Annotated in this window: 21 protein-coding genes; 10 read left to right on the top strand and 11 right to left on the bottom strand. The window is 54.2% G+C overall.

The window, feature by feature from the left end; genetic code table 11:
* Positions 1-50 precede the first annotated feature (50 nt).
* Complete coding sequence (locus HG66A1_RS13265; protein WP_145184487.1) at positions 51-1,358, bottom strand: hypothetical protein; 1,308 nt, start codon at positions 1,356-1,358, stop codon at positions 51-53.
* A gap of 220 nt (positions 1,359-1,578) precedes the next feature.
* On the opposite strand from HG66A1_RS13265, the gene HG66A1_RS13260 reads away from it, so the two are divergent.
* The 3 genes from HG66A1_RS13260 (at position 1,579) to HG66A1_RS13250 (ending at position 5,585) form a co-directional block, all read left to right on the top strand.
* Positions 1,579-2,703, top strand: a complete 1,125-nt coding sequence (locus HG66A1_RS13260; RefSeq protein WP_145184484.1) for a tetratricopeptide repeat protein — start codon at positions 1,579-1,581, stop codon at positions 2,701-2,703.
* A gap of 457 nt (positions 2,704-3,160) precedes the next feature.
* On the top strand, positions 3,161-4,420 hold the full coding sequence (locus HG66A1_RS13255; protein ID WP_232102194.1) for a trypsin-like peptidase domain-containing protein: 1,260 nt from the start codon (positions 3,161-3,163) through the stop codon (positions 4,418-4,420).
* 238 nt (positions 4,421-4,658) lie between these two features.
* On the top strand, positions 4,659-5,585 hold the full coding sequence (locus tag HG66A1_RS13250; protein WP_145184481.1) for a thiamine-phosphate kinase: 927 nt from the start codon (positions 4,659-4,661) through the stop codon (positions 5,583-5,585).
* A gap of 12 nt (positions 5,586-5,597) precedes the next feature.
* On the opposite strand, the gene rpoN is transcribed toward HG66A1_RS13250, so the two are convergent.
* The 4 genes from rpoN to dnaX form a co-directional block, all read right to left on the bottom strand.
* Complete coding sequence (rpoN, locus tag HG66A1_RS13245; RefSeq protein WP_145184479.1) at positions 5,598-7,088, bottom strand: RNA polymerase factor sigma-54; 1,491 nt, start codon at positions 7,086-7,088, stop codon at positions 5,598-5,600.
* A 57-nt stretch (positions 7,089-7,145) separates the two neighbouring features.
* Positions 7,146-7,772 carry a recombination mediator RecR gene (gene recR / locus HG66A1_RS13240; RefSeq protein WP_145184476.1) on the bottom strand — a complete coding sequence of 209 codons (627 nt, stop codon included), beginning with the start codon at positions 7,770-7,772 and terminating at the stop codon, positions 7,146-7,148.
* An 82-nt stretch (positions 7,773-7,854) separates the two neighbouring features.
* Positions 7,855-8,208 carry a YbaB/EbfC family nucleoid-associated protein gene (locus HG66A1_RS13235; protein WP_197993946.1) on the bottom strand — a complete coding sequence of 118 codons (354 nt, stop codon included), beginning with the start codon at positions 8,206-8,208 and terminating at the stop codon, positions 7,855-7,857.
* Positions 8,209-8,210: 2 nt separating this feature from the next.
* A complete protein-coding gene (dnaX, locus tag HG66A1_RS13230) occupies positions 8,211-9,998 on the bottom strand; it encodes a DNA polymerase III subunit gamma/tau (protein ID WP_145184473.1) in 1,788 nt (595 codons plus the stop codon).
* Between the two features lie 421 nt (positions 9,999-10,419).
* Here dnaX and HG66A1_RS13225 point away from each other — a divergent pair, with 421 nt between their 5' ends.
* The gene (locus HG66A1_RS13225; RefSeq protein WP_145184470.1) at positions 10,420-11,751 is read left to right on the top strand and encodes an amidase; all 1,332 of its coding nucleotides are present in this window, start codon (positions 10,420-10,422) and stop codon (positions 11,749-11,751) included.
* Positions 11,752-11,840: 89 nt separating this feature from the next.
* Here HG66A1_RS13225 and HG66A1_RS13220 read toward each other — a convergent pair whose 3' ends face one another.
* The 3 genes from HG66A1_RS13220 to HG66A1_RS13210 all read right to left on the bottom strand — a co-directional run bounded on the left by HG66A1_RS13220 (position 11,841) and on the right by HG66A1_RS13210 (position 14,874).
* Entirely contained in the window at positions 11,841-12,848 is a 1,008-nt protein-coding gene (locus HG66A1_RS13220; RefSeq protein ID WP_145184467.1) for an acyl-CoA desaturase, read from the bottom strand.
* 218 nt (positions 12,849-13,066) lie between these two features.
* Positions 13,067-13,801, bottom strand: coding sequence for a response regulator transcription factor (locus HG66A1_RS13215; RefSeq protein WP_145184464.1), 735 nt, complete (start codon positions 13,799-13,801; stop codon positions 13,067-13,069).
* On the bottom strand, positions 13,798-14,874 hold the full coding sequence (locus tag HG66A1_RS13210; RefSeq protein WP_232102196.1) for a sensor histidine kinase: 1,077 nt from the start codon (positions 14,872-14,874) through the stop codon (positions 13,798-13,800). Before HG66A1_RS13210 ends, HG66A1_RS13215 begins: the two co-directional genes overlap by 4 nt.
* Before the next feature lie 265 nt (positions 14,875-15,139).
* On the opposite strand from HG66A1_RS13210, the gene HG66A1_RS13205 reads away from it, so the two are divergent.
* From HG66A1_RS13205 to HG66A1_RS13195, 3 genes are all read left to right on the top strand, one after another.
* Positions 15,140-15,574 (top strand): DUF2784 domain-containing protein, encoded by a 435-nt coding sequence (locus tag HG66A1_RS13205; protein WP_145184461.1) that lies wholly within the window; start codon positions 15,140-15,142, stop codon positions 15,572-15,574.
* Positions 15,575-15,704: 130 nt separating this feature from the next.
* Positions 15,705-16,433, top strand: coding sequence for an SDR family oxidoreductase (locus tag HG66A1_RS13200; RefSeq protein WP_145184458.1), 729 nt, complete (start codon positions 15,705-15,707; stop codon positions 16,431-16,433).
* Positions 16,434-16,472: 39 nt separating this feature from the next.
* Entirely contained in the window at positions 16,473-17,528 is a 1,056-nt protein-coding gene (locus HG66A1_RS13195; RefSeq protein ID WP_145184455.1) for a YheT family hydrolase, read from the top strand.
* Between the two features lie 51 nt (positions 17,529-17,579).
* Here the strand turns inward: HG66A1_RS13195 and HG66A1_RS13190 are convergent, their stop codons facing one another.
* Positions 17,580-19,016 carry an aldehyde dehydrogenase family protein gene (locus HG66A1_RS13190; RefSeq protein ID WP_145184452.1) on the bottom strand — a complete coding sequence of 479 codons (1,437 nt, stop codon included), beginning with the start codon at positions 19,014-19,016 and terminating at the stop codon, positions 17,580-17,582.
* Positions 19,017-19,167: 151 nt separating this feature from the next.
* Positions 19,168-20,271 (bottom strand): hypothetical protein, encoded by a 1,104-nt coding sequence (locus HG66A1_RS13185; RefSeq protein ID WP_145040521.1) that lies wholly within the window; start codon positions 20,269-20,271, stop codon positions 19,168-19,170.
* 428 nt (positions 20,272-20,699) lie between these two features.
* On the opposite strand from HG66A1_RS13185, the gene HG66A1_RS13180 reads away from it, so the two are divergent.
* Positions 20,700-21,275, top strand: a complete 576-nt coding sequence (locus HG66A1_RS13180; RefSeq protein ID WP_232102197.1) for a GNAT family N-acetyltransferase — start codon at positions 20,700-20,702, stop codon at positions 21,273-21,275.
* A 61-nt stretch (positions 21,276-21,336) separates the two neighbouring features.
* On the opposite strand, the gene HG66A1_RS13175 is transcribed toward HG66A1_RS13180, so the two are convergent.
* Positions 21,337-22,650, bottom strand: a complete 1,314-nt coding sequence (locus HG66A1_RS13175; protein WP_232106824.1) for a mandelate racemase/muconate lactonizing enzyme family protein — start codon at positions 22,648-22,650, stop codon at positions 21,337-21,339.
* 813 nt (positions 22,651-23,463) lie between these two features.
* Here HG66A1_RS13175 and HG66A1_RS13170 point away from each other — a divergent pair.
* Both HG66A1_RS13170 and HG66A1_RS13165 read left to right on the top strand, forming a co-directional pair.
* Positions 23,464-24,714, top strand: coding sequence for a M16 family metallopeptidase (locus HG66A1_RS13170; RefSeq protein WP_145184446.1), 1,251 nt, complete (start codon positions 23,464-23,466; stop codon positions 24,712-24,714).
* Positions 24,701-25,933 (top strand): M16 family metallopeptidase, encoded by a 1,233-nt coding sequence (locus tag HG66A1_RS13165; RefSeq protein ID WP_145184444.1) that lies wholly within the window; start codon positions 24,701-24,703, stop codon positions 25,931-25,933. The genes HG66A1_RS13170 and HG66A1_RS13165 overlap by 14 nt, the downstream gene beginning before the upstream one ends.
* The last annotated feature ends 697 nt before the right edge of the window (positions 25,934-26,630 follow it).

Raw genomic sequence — 26,630 nt, 5'->3', positions numbered from 1 at the left:
AGGCTGATTTCGACTATCACAGTCTGCAGGGTGAGTCTCCTGCAGTGCAATTAGTTACAGGTCGAACAGGCTGGCTCACAGACCTGAACCAGTACCTTTTTGGGTACTCTACGGCAGACCTGAACCGGAACCTCTTTTTCGACGGTGTAGGGCACACAGACCGTGTAAGACTGCTGCACGACACGGGGCACACGCTTGCAGACGGTTACCGTGCGTGTACAGGTACGCTGCTCAGGAACGCAGACGGTGTAGTTAACCTGGCGAGTCTTTTCCTCTTTGACGAAGGAACAGACTTTGACATCGCAGGTCCGAGTTTCCTGACGGCAGAGTTGCACCTGATAGTTATACTGCTGAGGCACACATTTCACGTCGCAGACTTTGACGGTGCGTGTCCGGGTTTCAGGTCGGCAGAGCTGAACGTTGTAAGTATACTTCTCGGGAACACATACGGTCTCACAAACCTGCACGGTGCAAGTCCGTTGCTCTGGCTTACAGCACTGTACTTCATAAGTGAATGGTACCTGCTCGCACTGCTGCTGGTAGGACGTGTATTCGACCTTCTTCTGTACAATCTTCGGCACCCAGACCCGCTGTGTGCAGACGGGAGTACAAGCGGGCTGACAACAATCGCCACAGGTCCCGCAATCACCGCAGGCAGGGGCAGGGCAGGCGGTCTCGATAGGACGATCTTCCCAGTGTCCCTGATCTTCACAGACAGTTCGATAGCGCTTGACGGGCACGCATTTCATGACGGTCCGCATGCCGGTCCGTTTTTCGGTGTAAGGCACATTGACCGTGTAGGTCTGCTGGACGTCTTTGGTAACGACTTTCTGAACCATCCGGGTCGCGGTCCGCTGTTCGGTGTAGGGAACGTTGACCGTGTATTCCTGCTGCTCATCCCGCCAGAACCGTTGTTCGACCATGCGGGTCGCGGTTCGGGTTTCGTAGTAGGGCACGTTGACGGTGTAGGATTTCTGAGAGGTCTTCCAGATCGGTTTACAGACGACATACTTCTCAGTCCGTGTGCGAACTTCAGGAACATACGCCGTGTAAGTCTGAGTGATCTCTTTCACTTCAGGCACATTGTCGTAGATGGTGACATCCCGCTGCCGCGTCTCTGTCCGATAAGCGGTACAGTGAACCTTGCGGGTTTCTGTTACCATCTCGGGCACCATCACAGTCTGTTCGACTGTCTTGCAGGCGGGTTTGCAGGTGATCGTCGCACAGGGATCACATCCGCTCACACAAGGTGCAGAGCTCACACAACACAACTGCGATCGACACTTACCTGCCTGAACTGCAGTGGTCATCATCATGATGGCTGCAGCCACACTCACCAATTTGAGTATCGATTTCACGATTCTCCCCTTTCGATCATTGTTCTAACATCATAGTTCCGGAAGACAACGTACCCGTAAAATCAGATTGGACTGGGTTGGATTTCCCTGAAATTTGAAAACGGTTGTACGCGCATCTAGCATACCATGTTAACATGGGAATTCTACAGAAAATATCAATTATAAAGAAAAACTAACAATCACAAAGAACTTACGACCAGCCCACCCCACGAGCAACCATATGTCCACCTCTCTAAAGTTTAGCCCCCGACCAGGCCTCCTGCTGGGATACCTGTTTTTATGCTGCCTGCCTGCTGCCAGCGCGGAAAATCAGAAACTCGCTCCGCACACTCGGATTGTGACATCCAGGGAAGCCGATCTGAAAACCGCAGACGGCATCAAACAGAAACTCAACCCCGGAGAAGTGGTGCTCATCACGGAAAAGAACCAGGAGTGGCTCTGGGTGCCTCTGTTGGGAGGCTGGGTGCGGGAGAGTGATGTCAGAATCCCGGGCGATCTCATTTCATATCTGGACAAGGCAATTCAAGAGAAACCAACCGTGGAGCGGTACCAGCTCCGAGCTATTGCCCGCCAGGAGCTGAAACACTACGAAGCGGCAATAGCTGACATTGATGCAGCAATCAAACTGAAACCGGACAACGCTCATCTGTATATTAACCGGGCCGGAATTCAACGTTTACAACAGCAGAGTCGTGCGGCCCTGGACGATCTGAATCACGCGATCAAACTGGCCCCGCACAGCGCACACGCCTATCAACTGCGGGGCATGCTTTACCTGGAAGACCATCAGCCAAAATTCGCAATCGCTGATTTCAATCGAGCTCTGAAACGGAATCCCAAAGCAGTGGACTCACTCAATGCCCGCGGCATCGCGTATCTGGAGCAGGGGAAACCCGATCTGGCGCTGCAAGACTTCGATGAAGCAATCAAGCTCAACAACTTCGTATCGCAAGTATTTGGAAATCGAGCCGACGTCTGGGAAGAGAAACAACAATATGCAGCCGCGATAAAAGATTATCAGCGGGCGATTGAACTCAATCCACTCTCACCGATCATACACAATGATCTGGCCTGGCTTTACGCAACCTGCCAGGACCCGGAATTTCGAAACCCCAAGGCAGCGGTGCTGCATGCGAAACAGGCCTGTGAACTGACCGAGTCACAGGATGCCAATCTGCTCGACACTTTAGCGACTGCTTATCAGGCGAATGACCAGCTCGAACTGGCCATAAAAACACTGGAATCCGCCATCCAGAAAGCTGCTCCCGACGGTAAATCTGAAATGCAGGAGAAGCTGTCAAAATACAGAAAAATGCAGGATCTCGCTCAAGATCAACAGGATTAAGCAACCTGAACATCGTTCACAGTCTCATTTTAGTGTCTGAAGGTGGTCTCCGCAGCTATCCAATCTGGCCGACATGAGCCTTTTTCGGAATTCCCAAATAGAAACCGAAAAGCGACAACGCGACAATCCGCATGCCTTACCTAAAGTTACGCACTGTCAACTAGGTAAACTATTCCAGAGAGTCTGTTCATAATTAAGACACCAAAGAATTCATTCCGATACCCAGTTCTACGGAGCATTGATGGATCGCCTCCGGTCGGTAGATGGAACTAGGACACGCGAGTAATCGCACCGCCACCTCGATGAACTGAGCCACCGAATGATTAAGTGCTTTTATAGACTCACACTGTGCACTCTGATTCTTGCAACAGGAGCGGGTGCCCTATGTGAGCAGAGTATAGCCTCCGATGTACGGAAAACGCCTCTTGTCCGCGCCATTGAGCGTGCTAAGACGTCTGTGGTCAACATCCACAGCGAAAAGACAGCACGTACCGACGATTCCCTCTTTGGTTCCGGTAAGAGTCGCAAAGTTAATGGCATGGGAACCGGCATTGTTGTCGATCCCCGTGGATACATTGTCACCAATCACCATGTCATCGACGGCGTTGACGCGCTGCGTGTGACCATGATTGACGGCAGCACCTACAACGCCCGGATCGTCTCTTCCAACCAGAGCGAAGACCTGGCAATTATCAAAATCAACCCGAACAAAAAACTGACCGTCATGCCGCCCGGTACGTCCTCGGACCTGATGCTGGGTGAAACCGTGATTGCTGTCGGTAATGCCTTCGGTTATGAACATACAGTGACTTCCGGTATTATCAGCTCCCTCTCACGGGACGTGGAAGTCAACGAAAAACAGTCTTACAAGAACCTGATCCAGACCGATGCCAGCATCAATCCGGGAAACAGCGGCGGGCCACTGCTCAACCTGGACGGAGAAGTCGTCGGTATTAACGTCGCCATTCGTGCTGGTGCTCAGCGTATCGGCTTTGCGATTCCCATCGACGATGCCCGTCAGATCATCGCTGACCTGATCAGCAGCGAACTGATCGATCACACCTACCACGGAATCCATGCGAAAGACATCAAGCAGGGTGACAAGCAAATGCTGGTTTTGAAAGTACCGGCAAAAGACAGCCCAGCTGAAAAATCAGGGCTTCTGAAAGACGACATCATCATGAAAGCCGGTTCGGTCAACATCGTCGACCGGGCTGACCTCGAGCGTGCTTTCATGGGACATAAACCGGGCGATACAATCGACCTGCTGATTCGTCGTCAGGACAAAACCCAGACGGTGCAGATCACACTGGCAGATGCTGGTGCGGTTGCCCGGACGACTCCCGTCAGTGCTCCGGTTGTACGTGCTCAAAACAACGAAATTGCCATGGACCCGACTGCCGAGAAGACCTGGGAAGTCCTGGGAATTAAACTGGCAAAGATCCCTGACTCTCAGAAGCACCTGCTGAGCCCTCGCTATGAGGGAGGCATGCTGATCGAAGACGTGCGTCCTCACAGCCCTGCCGCCATGAACGGTATGCGTCGGGGTGATATCCTCGTCGGGCTGCACATCTGGGAAACTGTGAACCTCAGCAACGTGTCCTACGTTCTGAGCAATTCCAAGCTTTCCAGTTTCAATCCGCTGAAGTTCTACATTCTGCGACAGAACGAAACGCTCTACGGACACCTGCCACTGAATCTGGCCGGAAACCCGTAAGCTCAGTTAACAGATCCATCATTCAGTTCATCAACTGGATCCATCAGCCCGACACGCTTTTTGTATAAGCGTGCCGGGTTCTTTTTTTACAAGCGATGAATTCGATCAACAGGTTACGCTCAGAATCTGTACCTCACCGCCTCGCCAGGCGGGACTCTTGTCTGATATGATGAGCTTCGTTGTCGAACTCACATAGACTCGATTTACCGTCCAACCAGCCCCGCTTTTAGAATCACCTATGGCTGCCGCTTTCCACGAATTTGAACTGATCGAATGGATCCAGACCCGTTGCCCGGCTCCTCCGCATGACCTGCGGAGCATCGGCGATGATACTGCCATTGTGCAACCGCAGGCGGGCAGGGAGCTGTTGCTGGCAACCGATATGTTGATGGAAGGGACGCATTTCACGTTTCCTCCTGCGACTCCTGAACTCGCAGGCCGCAAGGCGCTGGCAGTGAATCTCAGTGACATCGCCGCGATGGCGGGAGAACCGCATTCCGCCCTGGTGAGTCTGGCGTTACCCCGTTCACGGGGGGCTGAATTTGCCAAGTCTGTCATGCAGGGCCTGATTGACCTCGCCAGAGAATTTCACGTTGAGGTCATCGGCGGTGACACGAACACCTGGGACGGTCCGCTGGTGATCAATGTCGCGGTCATGGGAATGGCTCCGAGCCTGCAGTCAATTACACGTTCCAATGCCCGTGACGGGGACTGGATCTTCGTTACCGGCGCTCTGGGAGGCAGCCTGGCGTCACATCACCTGACCTTTACGCCACGCATCAGGGAAGCAACACTCCTCAGGCAAATGGTCTCCCTGCACGCGATGATCGACATCAGCGATGGATTGGCTTCCGATCTACAGCATATAACAACTGAATCAGGCGTGGGCGCCGTGATCCGCTCAGAGCAGCTTCCCATCAACGCCTGCCTTTCTACAGAACTGACTGAAGCAGAGCGTCTGCAGAAGGCACTTTCCGACGGCGAAGACTTCGAATTGCTCTTCACCGTCTCACCTGAAGAGGGACAAAAACTGCTTGAGCAAAACCCACTCTCAATCCCACTTACGCACCTGGGTGAAATCAACTCAGGGCAGGGGGCGTTCCTGGAACAGACCGATGGTTCCCGCGTTTCACTGGAACGAAGTGGCTGGCAGCATCAACTCTGAAGTGGCGACCGCTTAATACTCACGCCGTTGTCGGGATGAGGGGATATTCATCGCTTTGCGATATTTGGTTACGGTTCGTCGTGCGAGGTTGTAACCTTCCTTCGCCAGGGCATCGACCAGTGCGTCATCACTGAGCGGTTTGCTTTTATCTTCCCCATCGATGATCTCTTTCATCTTGAGACGGATAATGCCCCAGGCCACGTCTTCCCCGTCGGAGGTCTTGGTACCGCCGCCAAAGAAACGCTTGAGAGGATACAAACCACGCGGAGTCTGGATCCATTTATCATCGACGGCACGCGAGACCGTCGTAACGTGCACGCCAACCACATCTGCGATCTGCTGCATTTTGAGGGGGACGATGTATTCCGGACCGTTATCGAGGAAGTCGGTCTGAAAGTCGACAATCGCCTGCGCCACGCGTTTCAAAGTGCTGTGCCGCTGCTCGATGGCTTCAATCAACCATTTGGCGGCATCGATCTTCTTCTTGATGTAGTCTTTGGTCTGATCGTCATTTTTATTGCGGAGCAGTTGTGCGTAATGTCGGCTGATCCGCAGTGGTGGTGTGTACTCATTCTCAAGTTCGACCACGTACTTGCCGTTTTCGTCTTTTTTGACAAAGACATCCGGCGTCACTTTCAACACCGGCTCCGATTCAAATCCACGTCCCGGGAATGGATCCAGATAACGCAGATAGGACATCGCATTTTTGATGGTATCGATCGAGTAGCCGGTCTTTCGTTGAATGACGGGTAACCGATTTTGTCCCAGATCTTCCAGGTGTGATGTGATCAGGGTGACCAGCACGTCGCGATAGGGAGCGTCCGGCTTGAGTTGCAGGAGCAGACACTCTTTCAGATCCCGCGCCCCCACGCCGGGAGGATCGCATTTCTGAATGAGGTGCAGGGCGGTTTCGGCCTCTTCCTGCGAGATTGATTTTCCATAGACCTGCACGATCTCGGGCAGGGAACTCTGCAGCCGACCATTATGATCGAGGTTCTGAATCAGATATTCGCCGAATTCCTTGATCTCGTGAGAGCAGGAAAAGTAATGAAACTGTTCCAGCAGGTATTCATTGATGGTCTGCTGGCGTTCTGAAATATTGGCGACCGCATCGTTGTTACGTTCGATGTCTTCGCTGATTCGGTTTGACGAAGGCTTGGTCGCGGAAGTCACATTATCTTCCGGCCACTGTTCTGCCATCTCGAGCAGCCGTTCGAAATCGGACTCGTTGTTGGTTTCGTTGCCGGCGACCATCTCTTTTTCGTCGAGCTTGTAACTGTTGGCATCGTCGTCAGCCTGACTCCGCATCAGTTCCGTTTCGGTATCCGTTGTCCCTTCAGTATCGCTGACGCGTTCCAGGCAGACATTCTCTGCCAGTTCCTGGTCAATGCGTTCCTCCAGCGCCTGTAATGGGAGCTGCAGAATCTCCATGGACTGGATCATCCGGGGAGCCAGCTTCATCTGCTGGCCCAGTTTCATTTGTTGTGAAATATTCAGATGCATATATTATCCGAATTCAAACTCATCATGGTTGTTAAAGAAACAAATGAAAATGAAAACCTAGAACCTTTGTCGTCCCTGCAAGGCATCCGCCAACATCTCTTTATTCGCAAATTCCAGGACGCTGCCGGAAGCTATTCCGCGCGCCAGCCTGGTAATTTCCACATTTTCGTGTTCGAGCAGATTCGAAATGTAGAGCGCAGTCCCGTCCCCTTCCAGGGTCGGGTTGGTAGCCATAATAATTTCCTGTACGCCATCCTGCTTGACCCGGCGCACCAGGGCGTTGATCGTCAGATCATCGGGGCCGACTCCTTCCAGGGGAGAAATTCGTCCCTGCAACACATGATACACACCTTGAAACGAACTGGTGGCTTCCAGTGAAACCACATCCCGGGGCTGTTCGACAACACAGACCAGTTTTTTATCCCGTCGTGGATCAGCACAGATGCTGCAGACTTCCTGTTCGGTCAGGTTAAAGCAGATCTTGCAGGGATGAATCGCCTGTTTCACAGCAATGATGGCATCTGCCAGTTGACGCGCTTCGGCCTCGGGAATCGAGAGGACATAGTGCGCCAGACGTTCCGCCGACTTGCGACCGATTCCGGGCAGCGTAGCAAACTGGTCAATCAATTGCCCCACGCTGGAACCGTAAGGATGAGACTGATTCTCTCTTCCACGAAACGCCATAAAAGTGAACTCTTTATCATGAGAAATCGACGAACGAAACCCAGCGATACCTGGCTGGAAATCAGGGGGAGGAAACCTCAGCCTACGAATTGGGATTGAACTTGGACAATGCCTCATCGAGACCGGGGATGTTCAGCCCTCCTGTGATTTGAGCCATTTCTTCCGCTGCGCCTTCGCGGGCTTTATCGAGAGCGGCATTGGTAGCTGCGGTAACCAGATCTTCCAGCATTTCCTTATCACCGCTCTCCATCAGTGTCGGATCAATGGTGACACCCAGAATTTTCTGCTGGCCGTTTGCTTCTACAGTCACCATGCCACCACCGGCGGCGCCTTCGAACTTCAGCTTGGCCAGTTTGTCCTGCATTTCCTGCATCCGTCCCTGCATTTCCGAAAACTGCTTCATCATGCCGGCCAGATTTCCCAGTCCTTTGAACATGGCTATGATTCCTCTTTTTTCTCTTCCGTTTTGACTTTTAAGACATCCACTCGCACGCTCTGAGCATTAAACACAGTCAGAGCCTCTTGCAGAAATTCATCTCCAGCAGGTGCCAGATCTCGTTTTTCTACCCGTTTTTTTTGTGCCAGTGTGTTATTTTCATCTGCGGCCTCTTCAGCCTCTGCTGGCTCCTGAACAATCAGGCGGATCTTGGCCCGCTCTCCTGTCAGTTTTTCCAATGCTGCTTCGAGTTTGACCAACATCTCAGGTCGTTCGCAGTATTGTTTTGCGAAATTATAGCTCTTGGAGAATTGTAAATCCAGCTGTTTCGGCCCAGAAATTGCTATTGACGCCACTCCCTTCAGGGAGTCTTTCAACAGATCCCCTGTATTTTCAATAAGTTGCGACAACAGTAAACTTTCCATCCCAGCCCGTAGTGGAATCAAATCCCGGGCAGGAGGTGTGCTTTCAATTGAATTTGACGCTACAACCGATTGATTTTCATTTTTTTTTTCAATTTTTTTTTGATCGACAGCCGGTTGAGGAGCCGGTTCCGGACGGGAAGGGGCTTCCCGGGGAGGGGGAGCGGGAGCCGAAACCGGGGCTGCGGAGACCGCGGGACGGGGAGCGGCTGCCATCGCAGGCACTGCTCCGCCTGATTTTACAAACGCACACAACTGGTCGAGGTCTTCCAGCAGAGACATCCGGATCAACGCCAGCTCGACCAGGGCACGACCATGGCTGGCGCGGAACATTTTATTCCGCGCTTCATTCAACACCTGAAACGCTGCCAGACAGGTATGAATCCCCCAGACCTCTGCCTGTCGTTGCAGGCTCTCCCGATTATTTTCCGAGATGGCCAGCAGCGTAACATCATTGGCGCCACTCGCCACGACCGACAGATCGCGCAGGTAATTCAGGAGCTGATCAACCAGCTCATTCAGCTGCACGCCTGAAATCAGGGCCGCATCAAACAGTGAGAGCGCCACATCCCGCTTTTGCTGCATCAACGCATCCAGCAGTTCTATCAACCGTTCATCACTGGCAGTCCCCAGGATACGGTGCACGCCTTCTGCAGTCAGTTTATCTTCACCAAACGAAAGCAGCTGGTCAAAAATGGACTGGCTGTCCCGCATTGAACCGCCGGCCCGCCGGGCAACCAGCTGGATGGCATCATCGGCAACCGTGACCCCTTCTGCTTCCGCGATCTGTCTGAGTCGCTCACAGATACTCGTCTCTTCGATATACCCGAAATCGAACCGCTGACAACGGGACAGAATCGTATCGGGTAACTTGTTAGGCTCAGTCGTACAGAAGATGAATTTAACGTTCGGAGGCGGCTCTTCCAGCGTTTTCAGCAGGGCGTTGAAGGCCTCTTTGGTCAGCATGTGCACTTCGTCGATGATGTAGATCTTGTATTTGGATCGCATCGAACGCACATTAACATTGGCCCGCAGAGAGCGGATATCATCAATCCCGCGGTTCGACGCACCGTCGATTTCCAGTACGTCGACATCGCTGCCTGTCGCGATGTTCTGACAGATTTCGCACTCGCCACAGGGGATTCCATCCTGCGTGTTGGGACAGTTCAACGCCTTGGCTAAAATTCGGGCCATCGACGTTTTACCGACTCCGCGGGCACCGGTAAACAGGTAGGCGTGGGCAACCCGGTCTCCCCGGATGGCGTTCTGCAGCGCCCGAGCGACCATTTCCTGTCCCACCACTTCCGAGAAGTTTTGCGGGCGAAAACGACGGGCCAGCACGGTGTACTGTAGTGATTGTTTGGACATGCGTAACTTCAGAGATCGAAATCAAATAGAGGCATTGTTTGGCAAACGGCAATCGTCTGACTGCTCAAACATCTACAATAGAAGACTACGGGCTGTTTATCCAGTGAGAGAGTAGCCCTGATTGAGATCTGCATCGCGAATAGACACGGGAAATAAAAACAGGGGCGAAATACTGCCCCCTCGTACACCTGGAATAAACCGCTGTGGGCTGCTTCGGTTAAGATCTGACCCGGTCAACGACTACCCCACCATACTCGGGGACAGCATTCCGCCCCTGAATTGATAGCGTATCAACGCGTGAACCATGCATTATGGAGCTAATTTTCCAATCGTCAACCCACTGCCATTTGATTTCCGACCCGGAATCATTGAAAATCAAAAAAACCTGTGATAATCCGCACCCATATATCAGAAACCGATTATGAATCTGTTCCAGACACCACCTCAAACCATCGCAGACACACAACAGGCCCTCAAGGCAGGCACGCTCTCGTGCCGCGAACTTCTGGAACAATGCTTCCGAAAAATCGATGCGGAAGAAGATGTCATCCACGCCTGGGCTTACCTTGATCGTGTGTCCGCCTTTCAACAGGCCGATGAACTGGACGCGGAAATTCAACGCGGCATCTGGCGGGGTCCGCTGCATGGCATCCCCGTGGGTATCAAGGACATCATCGACGTCAAAGGCATGCCCACCCGGGCCGGGCTGGAATCGCGGGACGAGACGCCCGCCTCCCAGGACGCGATGGTCGTCGCCAACCTGCGTCTGGAAGGAGCGATCTTTCCCGGAAAAACGGAGACGACTCAGCTGGCCTGCTTCGATCCACCACCCACACGAAATCCCTGGAACAAGGAACACACGCCTGGTGGCTCGTCAAGTGGTTCTGCCGCCGCTGTCGCTGCAGGCATGTGCCTGGCTGCAGTGGGCACCCAGACCGGAGGCTCCATCATTCGCCCGGCTGCGTATTGCGGAGTTGCCGGGCTGAAGCCCACATTTGGAATGGTTGACCGACATGGCGTCATCCTGCTCTCGGACCATCTGGATCATGTCGGACCGATTGCCCAAACCGTGGTTGACCTGGTTATCATGCTGGACTGCATGACCGATCAGGCGACATATCTGCCATTACTCGTGGAGCCGGTGATCGAACCACCGCGGATCGGCTGGCTTTCCGGGTTCTTCTCAGCGCGTGCGGAACCCGAAATGCAACTGGCGCTCACAATGGCTTCCGATGAACTGAACGCCGCTGGTGCTCCGATTCGAGAATGTCCACTGCCATCCGAATTTGATTCGATCCTGGAAGAGCACTTGAGCCTGATGCAGTACGAAATGTTGCACCAGTTAGGCAAGGATTACGAACAGAACCGGGAACATTATGGTCCTGCGATCAGCGACGTCCTCGAAGCGGGCAGGGGAGTTTCCCAGGAACGCTATCAGGCCTGCCTGGACTACCAGAATACTATCAGCCAGATCATGCGACGCTGTTTCGTCCGTTCCGAAATCCTGATCTCTCCCGCCACCCATGGAGCAGCTCCCGACACAACAACGACCGGGAATCCTGGTATGAATGCCCCCTGGAGCCTGACCGGCTTTCCGACAATTACCATTCCCGTGGCTGTCAGCGAGACCGGCCTGCCGCTGGGAATCCAGATCACTGGACATCCCGATAAATTTGACGATCTGCTCAAAGCCGCACAGTGGTGCGAAAACGTCTTAAGGCCGGGGTATCTGGAACAGATTAAACAAAGCTGACATCCTCTTTAATCTCATTCATGTATAAAAAAAGCCCTGACCGGTTTTCGCCAGTCAGGGCTTTCATATTGTTTATTCAATCGACGCGTTTACTTCGCGACTACGATGCCGTTCTTGCCGGGCTCCGGATCGATTTCCGGCTCGGCATTCTTCTGAGGAATCCGATCGTTAACGTCGTATGCCTGTCCAATGGCCCGCAGTGCTTTGATGGACCACCAGGTAATGTCGAATTCCCATTTGCGGTGACCGGCGGGTGCTACAGAAGGATGAGCGTGGTGATTGTTGTGCCAGCCTTCGCCGTAAGCGACGATTGCGACCCACCACAGGTTCTTGGACTGATCGGTCGTTTCATAGTTGCGGTAACCCCACAGGTGTGTCGCGGAGTTCACAAACCAGGTTGAGTTGTAAACAAATGCCATCCGGGCACACAGGCCCCAGAGCAGCATTGACCAGGCCATGTACATGCCGCCCATTGCGTATCCAATGCCGAACAGGACGAAGCCGGAACCAACCACCCAGAGTCCGTAGGTCTTTTCGAAGAACTGCAGCATCTTGCGATCTTTCATGTCGGGCACATAGTGCTCGAAGAACTTCTGGTTGACTTCCTTGCTGCGATACACGAACAACCAGAGCAGGTGAGACCAGAAGGTTCCCTCAAACGGAGAGTGTGGATCACCGTGCTTGTCAGATTTCTGGTGATGCAAGCGGTGAGTCGCAGCCCAGGTCAGAGGTGAACCTTCACCCGACAGCACGCCACAGAGCAGCACGAAGAACTCAGCAGGAGCACGCAGCTTCATGGATTTATGTGAGAGGTAACGGTGGTAGCCCAGGCAGATGCCAATACTGGCTGTGGCCCAGTGCAGTACCAGACAGGTCACGACGGCCTGCCAGGAGATGAAGAAAAACGCCGCGACAGCACCGATGTGAATGCCTGCCATCCACAACAGAATGACCCAGTCCACATTGCTCCATTTCAGGTTCTCTTTGTGGAACTTGGAAATGATCTGCTCGCGCTCTTCGCGCTTTTTGGATTTCTTCGGCTGAGCTGTAACCGTGGATTGATTCTCAGGAGGTTGCTCTAAGATGACACTCGCCATGATATCCTCATCGTTTCGTTAGGTGTCTTGATGGTTTATTTGCAGAAACCAGACTTCCACTGATCTCTCACTTCCACGGGATTCTAACAATGAGGTCGACACGAGGTGTCTGGTAAGGGTCATATAATTGTCAAAGTTATGTCAAAGTGAAAAAAAGTCTGCAATTTCAGGACTTCCAACCCGAAAACCCTCAAGGGATCACACACTTGTCCACTCGATTACTCCGACATCTCTTCCGGCATGAAGCGATATCCGGCCCCGCGTACGGAAACAATGTGCACCGGTTCGGCAGGATTACTCTCAACCAGTTTTCGTAGCCGCAGCACGAAGTTATCGATCGTGCGGGTGGTCACAAAGGCAGATTGCTCACCCCAGACGTCATCCAGAATCTGGGCCCGCGTCAGTACCATGCCCTCGTGCTCGATGAAATACTGGAGCAGTCGCAACTCCAGGTTGGTCAGACTTTTTCGCTCACCATCGACTTCGATTTCAAATGCTTCAAAGTCCACCGTCACATTACCGAACTGGTATTCCTTGGGCACATTCCGCGTCGTGACTGGCGCTTTCTGGACCAGGCTTTTCCGCTTGAGCAGGTTCTTGACCCGGCTCAAAAGTTCGGGCAAGGCGAATGGCTTCGTCATATACTGATCGGTCCCGCAATCGAAGGCGTAGGCCTTGTCTTCACTCAACTCGCGGGCACTGAGAACCAGGATCGGCACAACTTCGTCGATCCGGCGGATCTCCTTAGCAATCTCATAACCGCTCATTCCCGGCAGCATCAGGTCCAGTACGACCAGGTCAATACTCTCCCCGTCCGACTCATAGCATTCTTCGAAATGACGGATCGCAGTCGGACCGTCTTCGGCAGTCAGTACCGTATAACCTTCCTGTTCGAAGTTGAACTTTAAACCCTGTGCGAGTGCTTTTTCGTCTTCAACAACAAGTAACTTCATTCTTCCGCTTTCCCTGGCAAATCGATGGCAAATACGCTCCCGGGCTGGTCCAGTCGATCATGTACGGTGACTTTGCCGCCCAGCAGATGTACCAGTGTCCGTACAATATACAGGCCCAGTCCCGTTCCTGTTTTGCGCCGCTCCAACTCACTTTCGCCTCGATAGAAGATTTTAAAGATCTCTTTGCGGATTTCCGGATCGACTCCCTCGCCATTATCCATCACTCGGGAAATCACCCGGCCACCACTACTCACGCGAACTTGAATCTGAATCTTCGGCACTGCACCGCCATACTTGATGGCATTGTCGATCACGTTGCGAAAGATCATTTCCAGTAGAATTCTGCGTGTATGTACCGTGGCAGCCTCGATATCAAACTCGCATACCTGGTCGATATCCAGCTGACGTCGATTGCATTCCAGCTTGGCACAGTGGCGAATCAAAGGTTCCAGCAGAATGTCTTCCGGATCGGACTGCATCCCCAGCGCATCCAGACGTTTCACCTCCAGGAGCTGCGAAATCAGATGATCCAGTCGTTCCAGCTCAGTCTTCATCGTGACATAAAATTCGCCTCGCTGCTCTTCAGAAAGCTGACGAAGCTGTAGTGTTTCCAGGTAAAGTCTCAGCGAAGCGAGTGGTGTTTTCAGTTCGTGCGTCACACTGTCGATAAAATCAGACTGACGTTGATTCAGGCGAACTTCCTTAATGGTCAGCACGAGATACAGCGAGAGTCCCACCAGAATCAACACGAAGACGACCGTACCGATCGCCAGGGCCGTCCACCAGTAAATTTGCGCCGCCAGAATGATCCAGAACACCATCAGTGCGACATTCAGGATCATCAGTACGACACTTAAAGTGATCGGTAACCGTAATCGTCCCCGCCGCACTTTTCTCATCAGCGTTTCCGTCCCGCGATTAGTAGAACGCGCGTCTGCTGCGACTGAAGACTTCGCTGCGGCAGAGCGTCCCTCATTCTGTTGCTGTTCTGCGGATGACTTCACAGTTTCTTTTCCGATGCGTGTTCCCAAAATTCGACGTCCCGTCATCAACACACCTATATCCATCTTCATGGCTGACTCATCGATTGAGTATGATATCGACGGTCATTCGGAACTCAACGCCATTATAGCGAAGTCTCCTTAAACTGAATATAAGTCGTGCTGTCAATCATCATAACTTCATTTTCACAAATCGCCACTCAGAGTCCAGTTCGGTACAATTTGAGAATTCTCTCTCATTTTCAGGAATATTCAATCAACCCGGCGTCTCTTAAGAGAGAGTCTCTGGATTAAAAGTTATTCCCGTCTACAGTTTCCTGTCTCGCTGGAAGTGGAGATGAATTTTCACGATACCCAATTTCTGAGCAAGCTGGCCGCGGATACCATTGTGGTGATTCACTTCGCCTTTGTGCTGTTCGTTCTGATCGGACAATTGCTGATCATGGTCGGCGCCCTGGCCGGATGGAACTGGATCCGCAATTTCAAATTCCGGCTGATCCACCTGGGTTCGATTCTGTTCGTCGTAGCCGAATCCCTGCTGGGTATCGTTTGTCCGCTGACCACACTAGAAAAATGGTTGCGTGACCAGGCAGGGGAAACCTCCTACGAGGGCGATTTTATTGCCAGCTGGGTCCATGAAGCGCTCTTTTTTGATGCGGCTCCCTGGGTCTTTACGGTCTGCTATACGCTGTTCGGGCTGCTGGTCCTGCTCACATTTCTCTTCGCGCCTCCGCGTCGAAAACCCTCTGTACAGACGCCTGCGGAAGCCTGAATTATCCCGGTTTCCCTCTGCACATCATTTCTTTTCAATCTGATTTTTCGTAAGATTGGGACAGGTTCCAACTGAGGACCCGCCTTGAATTGACCCACCTGTCTATATCACCAGATTGAGAAACAGAAACATGCCAGGATTAGAAAATAAGAAAGTTGTTGTTACCGGGGGAGGGACTGGAATCGGAGAGGCCTGTGCCCTCATACTGGCCCAGGCCGGTGCGGATGTCGTCGTGGGTGGCCGTCGTCAGGAACCACTGGAGAAAGTTGCTGCCAAAGCCGAAGGCAAAATTGACTACCATGTGATCGATGTCGCCGATCGTGACAGCGTTGCGGCTTTCTTCAAAGCAGCCAATGAGAAACTGGGCCAGATCGACATCCTCGTCCATTGTGCCGGCATCAACTGTCGAGACCGCTCCATGGAAGTTGTCTCCCCTGAAGACTGGGATCGCCTGATGACCGTCAACGCGACCGGAGCTTTCAACTGCATGCAGGCGGTTCTGCCCCAGATGCGGGAACGTCAGGACGGACTGATCATTAATATCTGTTCGATTTCCGGTTTGCGGGCTGCTCTGCTCGGCGGCGTCGCCTATAATGCATCCAAGTTTGCGATGACTGCGCTGGGAACCACCGTCGCCCAGGAGGAAAAAGACCGTGGGATTCGAGTTTCCACCATTTACCCGGGTGAGGTCGAAACTCCGATTCTGGACGAACGGCCTGTGCCCGTCAGCAAAGAACATCGCGCCAAAATTCTGCAGCCCGAGGATGTTGCTGCTGCCGTCTTGATGATCAGCCAGTTACCACCTCGTGCTCACGTTCAGGATCTGACCATCAAGCCGACTACCGCGGCCTTCGTCTGATTCGGTAATTCTAAGTGTGTTCCGCAGGAATCAAGCTGAATGAAGAGTGATCTGGTATTTCCACCGTTTGTGCCGCATCGTCTCTATAAAAATCCTCATCTGCAGACGATCGTAGGGCAGTTCCACTCGCGTGTGAAAACGCCCTATCAGGCAGAGCAGCATTCGTGCCGCCTGCCTGACAGCGATCTGTTGATTCTGCACGATGACTGCCCGGGCCCCTGGAAACCGGGGGACCGCGTGGTGATCCTGCTGCATGGCTTGTCGGGATGTCATCAGAGTTCTTACATGATCCGCCTGGCTCACAAGCTGAATGCGCGGGGAGTTCGTGTGTTTCGCATGGATCTCCGCGGCTGTGGGGCAGGGACGGGACTCGCTAAATCTCCTTATCACGCCGGCAGCTTTCACGATCTTCAGGTCGCCCTCGAACAGATCGAGTTCATGTGCCCGCGTTCGCCGATCGGCGTCGTGGGCTTTTCGCTGGGTGGTACGATCACACTCAATTACCTTGCCCGTCACAAACCGGGTTCGGAACTCGTCGACCGGGCGCTGGTCCTCAATCCGCCACTTCGCCTCGCCGAAAGTGTGCAGGTATTCGGCAAGCCACTCTTCGGTCGCTACCAGCGGCACTTTGTGACGAACCTCATCAAACAGATCCGCAAGTCGCATCAGTACCAGGAACATACACACAAAATTACCGGCGCGAACTATCCACGCACGCTACTTGAATTCGACGATCAGTTCACTGCACCGCTGGCTGGCTTTGAGTCTGCCGAAGACTATTACAACCGCTGCAGTCCCTGTGATGTCCTGCCGGAAATCTCGGTTCCGACGCTGATCATCTCCGCTAAGGACGACCCGCTGATCCCGTTCGAATCCTACCAGCCCGCGATCGAAAAACTCGCGAACCACGACAAGGTCACGCTCTATCTCACAGAGCAGGGGGGACACCTCGGCTTCATCGCAGGTCCTTCCAGCGATCCCGATCCGCGGTGGTCAGACTGGCGAATCGTGCAATGGCTAATGTCTGATTCTCCCGAAGCACTGGCCAGCCAGATCCGGGAGCAGACTCACTCTTCACTGATTCAGACCGCCTGATTTTCACCAGACGGTCTGCAGTGAGAGTTCGATTTATCTAACCTTTCCGGCTCAGTGAGCGGCCGGCGGTTCGTTCTGGAAGGCACGCGCCCGGAACAGGAATTCGACAATATTCCCTTCGTGCGGCTGCAACCAGTTCAGAGCATTCGTCTTCACCGGACCGATATTCAACCGGTCGATCTGTGTTGCATCCAGCAACTGCTGCGTCCAGTCCTGATCTTCAGTAAATACAGAGCAGACCAGCGTCATGCCGATCTTTTTCAGCATGTCTTTCTGTTCGCATTTCACGACTGAAGCCATGGGGAACATGTACTCGGTGTTCGCCAGCGTCGCGTCGGGATTGTCACAGTGCACGATGGTCGGACGCAGATAATCGCAGCGTTCCATCTCAATCAGTCGATCACCGTCGCGATACTTTTCAGTCACTTCGGTCACGCCGGACTCTTTCAGTCCTTCTTCAATCTGACCATTCATCGCCTTGGCGGCACCGGTCATGGTGAAAGCTGCCAGCGGGGCTTCGGGGTCGGTCATCGAAGTCGGTCCGACCGGTCCCAGCCGTTTGGCGATCGCGTCTGCAATCTCTTCAGTATGCCGCGATGCCCAGACGCCGGATGCGTTGACGCAGCTGCGACCACCGTTCTGGTAAATGCTGTCCACGATCAGGTCGAGATAATCTTCCCACTGATCCACGACATCGTCACCGAGCAGAATCTTACTGAAACCAGGACCGTGCGCCTGCACGTTCGGGTTCGCCTTGTACTTATCGATGGTCTGCTGACCACCAAATACCATCACTCGCTTACAGAGCTCGGTCACCGTGGAACCCACATCGTGAGGTCCCGGATAGACGGAGATACATTCCCGTGGTATACCCGCCTGGCAGAAGGCTTCGGTCATCCGGTAAGGAGTCCAGGGCTCAGATGACCCCGGCTTCAGTACCAGACCGATCTGCATCGGCAGGATCGGCATCCACAGTGTGTGCACGCCTGGTGAGTTTGAAGGCAGCACGAGTCCCAGTACCGGCGAATTGGCCTGGTAGCTCAGCATCACGCCACGCTCTTCTTTACCATACCCCTTAGTCAGAATATCCAGTGGCAGACCGCGGGTCAGGGCGTCGAGAATCTCTTCCATGTGTTCCAGTACGAAGGAGACCTTCTTCATGTTGCTGGCACACATCCACTCGGGCATCCCGGTGCTGGCAGACTGAATCCGGCAGAACTCTTCGGGAGTCTGTGTTCCGTTGCCCAGCGGCAGTTCCGCCGTCATGTAGAGTTCAGCTGCTTTCTTACAGATTTCCAGCAGCTTGGGAATCGGAATCTCTCGCAGCAGGTCGCGTGCCCGCTGTGCTTTCCGCATGTCCATTTTCACCAGACCGGCGTTGGCCTGATGCACTTTGGCGAGAGGCTCGCCTGTTTCAAAATGAACGACTTCCTGTTGATCGAAACTTTCGTATGGGGTACCCCAGCGAAGTACAGGTATTTCCAGCACGGCGGCTATCCTTTGTGAATTCAATGCAAATCAGGCAGCAATTTGCATCCAGGCAAAATAGTTCAGAAGTTCAATCCGATTCAGACAGCCGGAACAACAGCGACCGCCTGAATGACGGTCGCCGATCTCTGACTGCTCGAGCACTTGCGTCTTAGTAAACGCCCACCGTGGTCGACGAAGCGATTTTGTGGAAGGGACGCACACCACTCACGCCATCCCATGGATACTTGACGTGAGGCATTTCGCGTTCGCCTTCATCGCGTTCCAGGAAGCCGGGAATGAACAGTTCTTTGGTCATGGTAAACAGCTTCACGCGACCGGTTTCACCGTACCCCACCACCTTGGTGTGATCGTCGAAATCAACCACGCGAATCGCAGCACGGGGCTGCGGTGCATAATATGTAATTTTGTAGTTGTCAGCCGGATCGAATGGCTTACCGCAGGCCAGCCCCATCAGCGTGTTGCCGTAGGTCGGGGTGATGAAGACGTTCTCACCCAGCAGCTCTTCGCGGGCAAAGCGATACCACTGTTGTGTGAATTCGGTTCCACCGCAGAAGATCCCTTTAATGCCGGCTTCTTCTATGCTCGAACCTTCGTCCATCAGACGCATGGCGAGAGCTTCCAGCAGTTTGGGAGTGGTAAACATACACTTGATGTCATGCCCCGCACTCAGGATCGTCATTGCCTGATCGATCACGTGATTACTGTATTCTTTAACTTCGTCGATCTTGCCTTTTTTGATCAGCTTGACCACCCAGCGAGGGTCAAGGTCGACGCAGAAGGAGATCCCGCCCCGATGCTGAGCCATATGCTCAACAGCCAGACGCAGACGACGCGGACCCGAGGGCCCCAACATCAGCCAGTTCGAACCTTTCGGGAAGTACTCGTCGGGCAGGGTATCGCTGAAGTTTTCATAGTCGATGCGGAAGTCGTCGATTACCACGCGTGACTTGGGAATCCCTGTCGTACCGCCAGTCTCGAAGACGTAGGTCGGCTTGCCCTGCAGTGCCTTGGGAATCCAGCGATCAACCGGACCACCCCGCAGTTCATCATCTTCGAACAGCGGAAACTTGTTCAAGTCCTCGAAGCAGTTCACGTCGGTCAGCGGATCGAAGTCGAACGACTTCGCTTTTTCCAGCCAGTAGGGAGATCCCGTTTCCGGATTGAAGTGCCACTGCACGTGCTCGCGCGTGTGAGCATCGAGTATGTCCTGATGCTGTTTTACCAATTCGTCAAGGTTACTGTTGTCGGTCACTGTGAGAATCACTCCAAACAGGGTAGGAACAGAGGCGGGGAATCATCATGTTCACCAGGAAACATGAACTCTAACGGTTAGTTCATTCTAGAAGTTTCACCCGTTTTTTCAACTAAGGGAAACAGCCACAATTCCAGATCCGACAATCCCGCTGCACCACTCCCGGAACTTGAGTGAAAACCTCGGAATTTGAAATCGCATCTCCTGATTTTCCTCGCTGGACAGTTCCAGCCCGCATTTTAAGTAAATCACGCGAACTGCTACCATCGGGTACATCAGCCACGACAGGCACTCGCTTCAGGAAAATCAACGCTTTCCCGCCGAATCGAACTCCCCAGATTGACACTAGTATAGAGAATGGTAAAATTAGGTATTCTAAATATCTGGTCCGTTTTCGATCCGACTCCTCGTGCAGCAGCGAGCTTCTCATGGACTTCACCGAAACTTACTTTCGTAGATTCCGCATGGAAATCGACCTGCTCAACGCGCGCCTGGTTGATGATCCTCTGCCCGAAGGCTACCGCTGGTGTCCCTGGGAACTGACCACACTCGACCGTCACGCCATCACCAAGTATCACAGCTTCCGCTCCGAACTCGACGCCCGCGTCTTTCCCTGCCTGGGAGACATCGACGGCTGTCGCAAACTGATGCGCGATATCTCGACGCAACGCAACTTCCTGCCCGGTGGTACCTGGCTCATTACCTGGGACGGCATGGGCAACGAAGAACCCGTCGACTGTGGCACGATTCAGGCCATCGTCCCCAGCCGCATCATGGGTGCGATTCAGAACGTCGGCATCACCCCCAAACACCGCGGACTCGGGCTCGGCAGGGCACTGGTCACCAAATGCCTCCTCGGTTTCCGCGAAGCCGGCGTCAAACGGGCTTACCTCGAAGTCACCGCCGAGAATGAACCCGCCATCAACCTCTACCGGTCCATCGGCTTCCGCCTCACACGGACCCTCTACAAACCCAGCCACTACGTCGAAGCTCCCTCGCTCTAAGCAGAGATCACGCTCCCGTTGCAAACCAGTTCACTTCGAACCTGCTGCTGGCTGCCGTCGCCTATCCTTTAATCAATAACGGCTTGGTGTTCGACTTCTGATACAATTCTTTCCATTCCTTTGAACCGTCGTTCGGAACCAGTCGCGTATCGACGCCCCGCTCAAAGTAAGGCACATTCCCATCGCGGGCCGGGTTCAGGACAAAGTTGACTTCCCCCGTGTTGCCGAAGTACATCTTCCGTCCGTCTTTCCACGTCGTTTCAATCAAACGCGGCGGTTCAGGACGAGACTCCGGTTTCTCGACGCGCAGCTTCTCAAGCATATCCCGATTCAGTTCATATCCCAGGCCCGGCTTGTCGGGCACTTGAGCAAACCCTTCTTTGACCACAATCGGCTCCGTCAACAGATTGTACTTGTACAACTGATGACAATTTACAGCAGGCCAGGTGGCATGACTCAGCACCGCACCGAAATGCAGCGAGAAAGCAGCCGTAATCCCCGTACCCACCAGCTGTAACCAGAACGGTTTATCCGCCATCGCAGCCACGGCCCCCGATGCCATCAGCTCCCGCGCACCATGCCCGATCACAAAGCCATCGCAGATGTTTTCGCGAATCGCAATCAGCGGGTCGGGGGTTCCATAATGCATGGCGATATTCACATCGGTCGCCGCCATCAGAATTTTGTTTCCTGCCACGTCATCCTGGAAAATCGGAGATTCAAAAATGTCGACCTGCGGATACTGAGCCAGATCTTCCAGGATCGGCAGGGCACGCTCCGCATCCAGCAGCGTGTCGTTGAAGTCCATGTCGATCTTGAAATCCTTCGGCACCACCTTGCTGGCTTCTTCAACCTGGGCCCACACGTCGTACCACGGACGTCCTTTCGTCTTATAGGACATGTAGCCCTGCTTGTAAGCCTCGGCACATTCCAGCGCCATATCCTCGACCGAAGTATCAATGTTCCACCACGAGAGGGGAGTCTTGTCGTGAACCTTCCTCCCCAGCAACGCATGCACGGGAACTTCCGCTGCTTTCGCGACCGCATCAAACAGCGCCATCTGCAGCCCCGCTCCCAGATCGTCGTCCCACATCAGCTCGGCCGCATTCTTACCCTGCGCCCGCTCTACGGCTTCATCCGAAGTCTCGTTCCAGGTGTAATAGAGCAGCGTTTCACCGAAGCCAACGTGCCCCGATTTCAAATGCACTTCCACAATTTCGGTATACTGCCAATGCGGTAATTCGCGTGCCATGTTCCGGGCGGGCACGTCCCGATAGGGAACTTTTACCGTCGTTCGCTCGATCTTTTCGACGCGTAAATGCTGGGGTGATGCCTTTTTCTCTGCAGCCTGAATTGAGTCGGAGATCATCGTCATTATTCCCATACCTGCCACTCCAGCCAGACTCCGGCGCAGGAATCGTCTTCTGGAAATTCGGTTCATTGCTGTCGACTTGTTATGTGCTCGCACCAGGGGATTCCTTTGTCTGGGGGGATTCTTCGGGAGGGACTCAAGTTGAAACGGGAACGCTGCCGGAATCATCTCTTGTCCCATCTTAACATCAACAACCCCCAATATGTCCAGCGCCTGACATTTTTTTCTCACTTTTATCAACACCACTGAACCCCACATAGATAGCCCCAAATGTAATTCGGGGCGAGCACAGCGAGCAGGAAACTGACAGTAAAACATTGCGAAAGCTTCCATTTACACCTCCACACCGGGTGGTCTCGGATGCAATCCGAGATTGCCGCAGGCAACAGGAGGTCCCAGTTCAACAATACAATCCATATTCCCCCCCCCAACCTCTTCCGTAGGGCGCGGACCTGTGTGTCCGCCCGCCTCGCGATAAACAACTAGAGAACACTGCCCCGACGGTACCAGATAGATTCCTCCCACCGGGCGCCATCTGTTGGCTTGTCCAACAGTGAAAAAACAGAAAACTCCCCAATCGATAAAACCCGATCTCAGCCTCCCCCAATTCATCTCAACCATTTGCAGCAACACTCCCATCCCACCCCGAAATGACACTACCAATTCACCAGCCGAATCGCTAAGATCGCCCGAGTATTTCAGATAACATCCAACTGCAGAACGACAAACGCGGTCTCCCTTCAGACGAGACCCATCGCGACCCCCGTTCTGCTCACAGTTTATACCGTCTCTCCAGTCAGGAAGGTTGCAACCCGTATGGGCAAACAACTGATTCAAACGCATCGTTTTCCAAACGGGCTGACACTGGTGACCGAATCGATGCCCGACGTCCAGTCGGCCGCATTCACGATCATGGTCCCCGGCGGCAGCATTTACGATCCCCCCGACAAACGCGGCACCGCCAGTATCCTCGCCGATCTGATCTCCCGCGGTGCAGGGGAGTACGACAGCCAGCAGCTCTCCAGCGCCCTCGACAACCTCGGCGTCCAGCGACATGAAGGGGTCTCCAACGCCCACATCACCTTCACCGGGGCCACCCTCGCGGACAAAATCGGTGAGACCCTCAAAATCTACGCCCACATCATTCGTGAACCGCATCTGCCCGAGGACCAGTTCGATGCCTCCCGCGCCGGCGTCGCCCAGGCCCTGCTGTCCGTCGAAGACGATGCCCGGCAGAAAGCACTCGTCGAACTCAAACGCCGCGCCTTTCCCGCTCCCTGGGGACTTCCCAGTGACGGCGAACTCGCGCACCTGGCAGGCATCACCATCGATGATATCCGCACTCATTACAACGCAGGCTTCCATCCCGACGACACCATCATCGGGATCGCCGGCAACATCGACTTCGACGAAGTTCGCGACCTCATCGAAAGCCTCTTCGGCGACTGGGAACCCAGTGCCGGCCGCGAAGAACCCGCTCTGGATTTCCCGACCGAGAAAACCTTCTTTACCGAACAGGAAACCACCCAGACACACCTCGGCGTCGCTTATGACGCCGTCCCCTACGGCCATCCCGACTATTACACCGCCTGGGCCGCCGTCGGCATCCTCAGTGGCGGCATGAGCGCCCGCCTGTTTACCGAAGTCCGCGAAAAGCGGGGGCTCTGCTACACCGTCTCCGCCTCGCTCGTCGGCATGCCAGGCATCGGGCGCGTCCTCTGTTACGCAGGCACCACCTCCGAACGGGCCCAGGAAACACTCGACGTCACGCTCCACGAACTCCAGCGACTCGGCGAAGGTATCGACATCTCCGAACTCGAACGCTGTAAGGCCCGCGCCAAAAGCTCGCTGATCATGTCGCAGGAATCCACGTCTTCCCGCGCCGCTTCGATCGCCCGCGACTGGTTCTATCTCAAACACATTACTACCCTCGATCAGATTCACGACGAAATTCAGCAGCTCACGACCGACCGTATTCTCGGTTATGTCCACGCTCATCCCGCCGCCAATTTCACCGTCTTAACGATCGGCCCCAAACCGCTGGAGGTGCCCCGTGATCTTTCATGAAACCAAACTGGACAACGGCCTGCAGATCATCGCCGAACTCAATCCCAACGCACACAGCCTCGCCATCGGCTACTTCGTCCGCACCGGCTCGCGCGATGAAACCGCTGACGTCTCCGGCGTCAGTCACTTCCTCGAGCACATGGCCTTCAAGGGGAACGAAAAATACACGGCCGACGACGTCAACCGCATCTTCGACGAGATCGGTGCGAACTATAACGCCTCGACCAGCGAAGAGATCACCCTCTATTACGGTTCGTTTCTCCCCGAGTACATCGACACCGCAATGGAACTGCTCTCCACACTGATTCACCCCAGTCTCCGCCAGGACGACTTCGACATGGAGAAGAAGGTCATCCTCGAAGAGATCGGCATGTACGACGACCTGCACAGCTTCACCGCCTACGAAAAAGTGATGCAGGCCCACTTCCAGGGTCACCCGCTGGGGCAGAGCATCCTCGGTTCCGTGCAGTCCATCACCGACCTCACCGCAGAGCAGATGCGCGACTACCACGCGAAACATTACCTCGCCGGCAACCTTACCCTCGCGGTAGCCGGCAACGCCGACTGGCACAAGGTCCTCGAGCTCGCACACAAATTCTGCGACCACTGGCCCGGCGGACAGACAGACCGTCCCACCGACGAAGCCCAGCCCAAAACTGGCACGCAGATCATCACCGAAAAGAAGACCCAGCAGCAGCACATCATGCAGCTCGCTCCGGCTCCTTCCGCCCGCGACATCCTGCGGCTCCCCGCAGAAATCCTCGCGGTCGTCATCGGCGACGACTCCAACAGCCGCTTGTACTGGAAGCTGGTCGACCCCGGCCTGGCCGAATCCGCCGAGATCGGTTTCAACGAATACGACGGCAGCGGCACCTGGCTGACCTACCTCTGTTCCGAACCTGATCTGATTGAAAGTAACCTCCAGTTGATCCAGCAGATCTTCGACGACGTGAACCAGAACGGCATCACCCAGGAAGAACTGGACCGTGCCAAAAACAAACTCGCCTCGCGACTGGTCCTCCGCAGCGAACGCCCCATGGGCCGCCTCTCCTCCCTGGGAGGCAACTGGGTCTATCGCCAGAAGTACTACTCCGTCGCCGACGATCTCGAACTCTTAAACAACATCTCACTGGACGACATCCAGGAACTCCTGAAAAAATACCCCCTCGGCCACAGCACCACCGCCGCCGTAGGCCCCATGACAACCGTAGTCGATTAACCAGGAAACTAAATACTCTGAGCGGCAAGGCGCTAGCCGCCGGTAATTGATCAAACAACCAACCCACCAACCAGCAACAAAACCCATTCCCCTCACAACCCACCGGGTGGTCCCGGATAAAATCCGGGATTGCCACAGGCAACAGGAAACCCCAGCTCAACCAAACAATCCACACTCATCTCCCCAACCCCAACCGTAGGGCACGGCCCCACGTGTCCGCCCGCCACGCGACAAACAACCCCAGAACACTCCCCAACCGCACCTGATGAACCCCCCACCGGGTGGTCCCGGATAAAATCCGGGATTGCCACAGGCAACAAGAGGTCCCAGCTCAACCACACAATCCACATCCATCTCCCCAACCGCACCAGACAAATCCCCACACACAAATCCCCACACCTGACCAGACCGCCCTTGATCCCCTCCCGCCGAACCGTATCCTCTTCGAAATCTGGCTCGCGCGCGAGGCACCTGATTGAGCACCGAAACACGCCGCACCAGTGACACCTCAGCACCGGAATCGCCGCCCATGTTCACCCGCTCCACACCTGTTTCTGCAGCACCAGTTCGAAAAATCGAACTTAACAGTCGGCCACAGCCAGACAGATTCAGGACACAGCGGGACAAATTCCGGGACAGACCAGGACAAAATCCGGCCACATCGGGACAAAATTTTGTCTTGACCCCCACGTCCCCA

It is taken from the genome of Gimesia chilikensis, from assembly GCF_007744075.1.
In the GTDB taxonomy this organism is placed as follows: domain Bacteria; phylum Planctomycetota; class Planctomycetia; order Planctomycetales; family Planctomycetaceae; genus Gimesia; species Gimesia chilikensis_A.
Note: the sequence above shows the minus strand (reverse complement) of the source record. Positions and strands in the feature narration are given on the sequence as shown.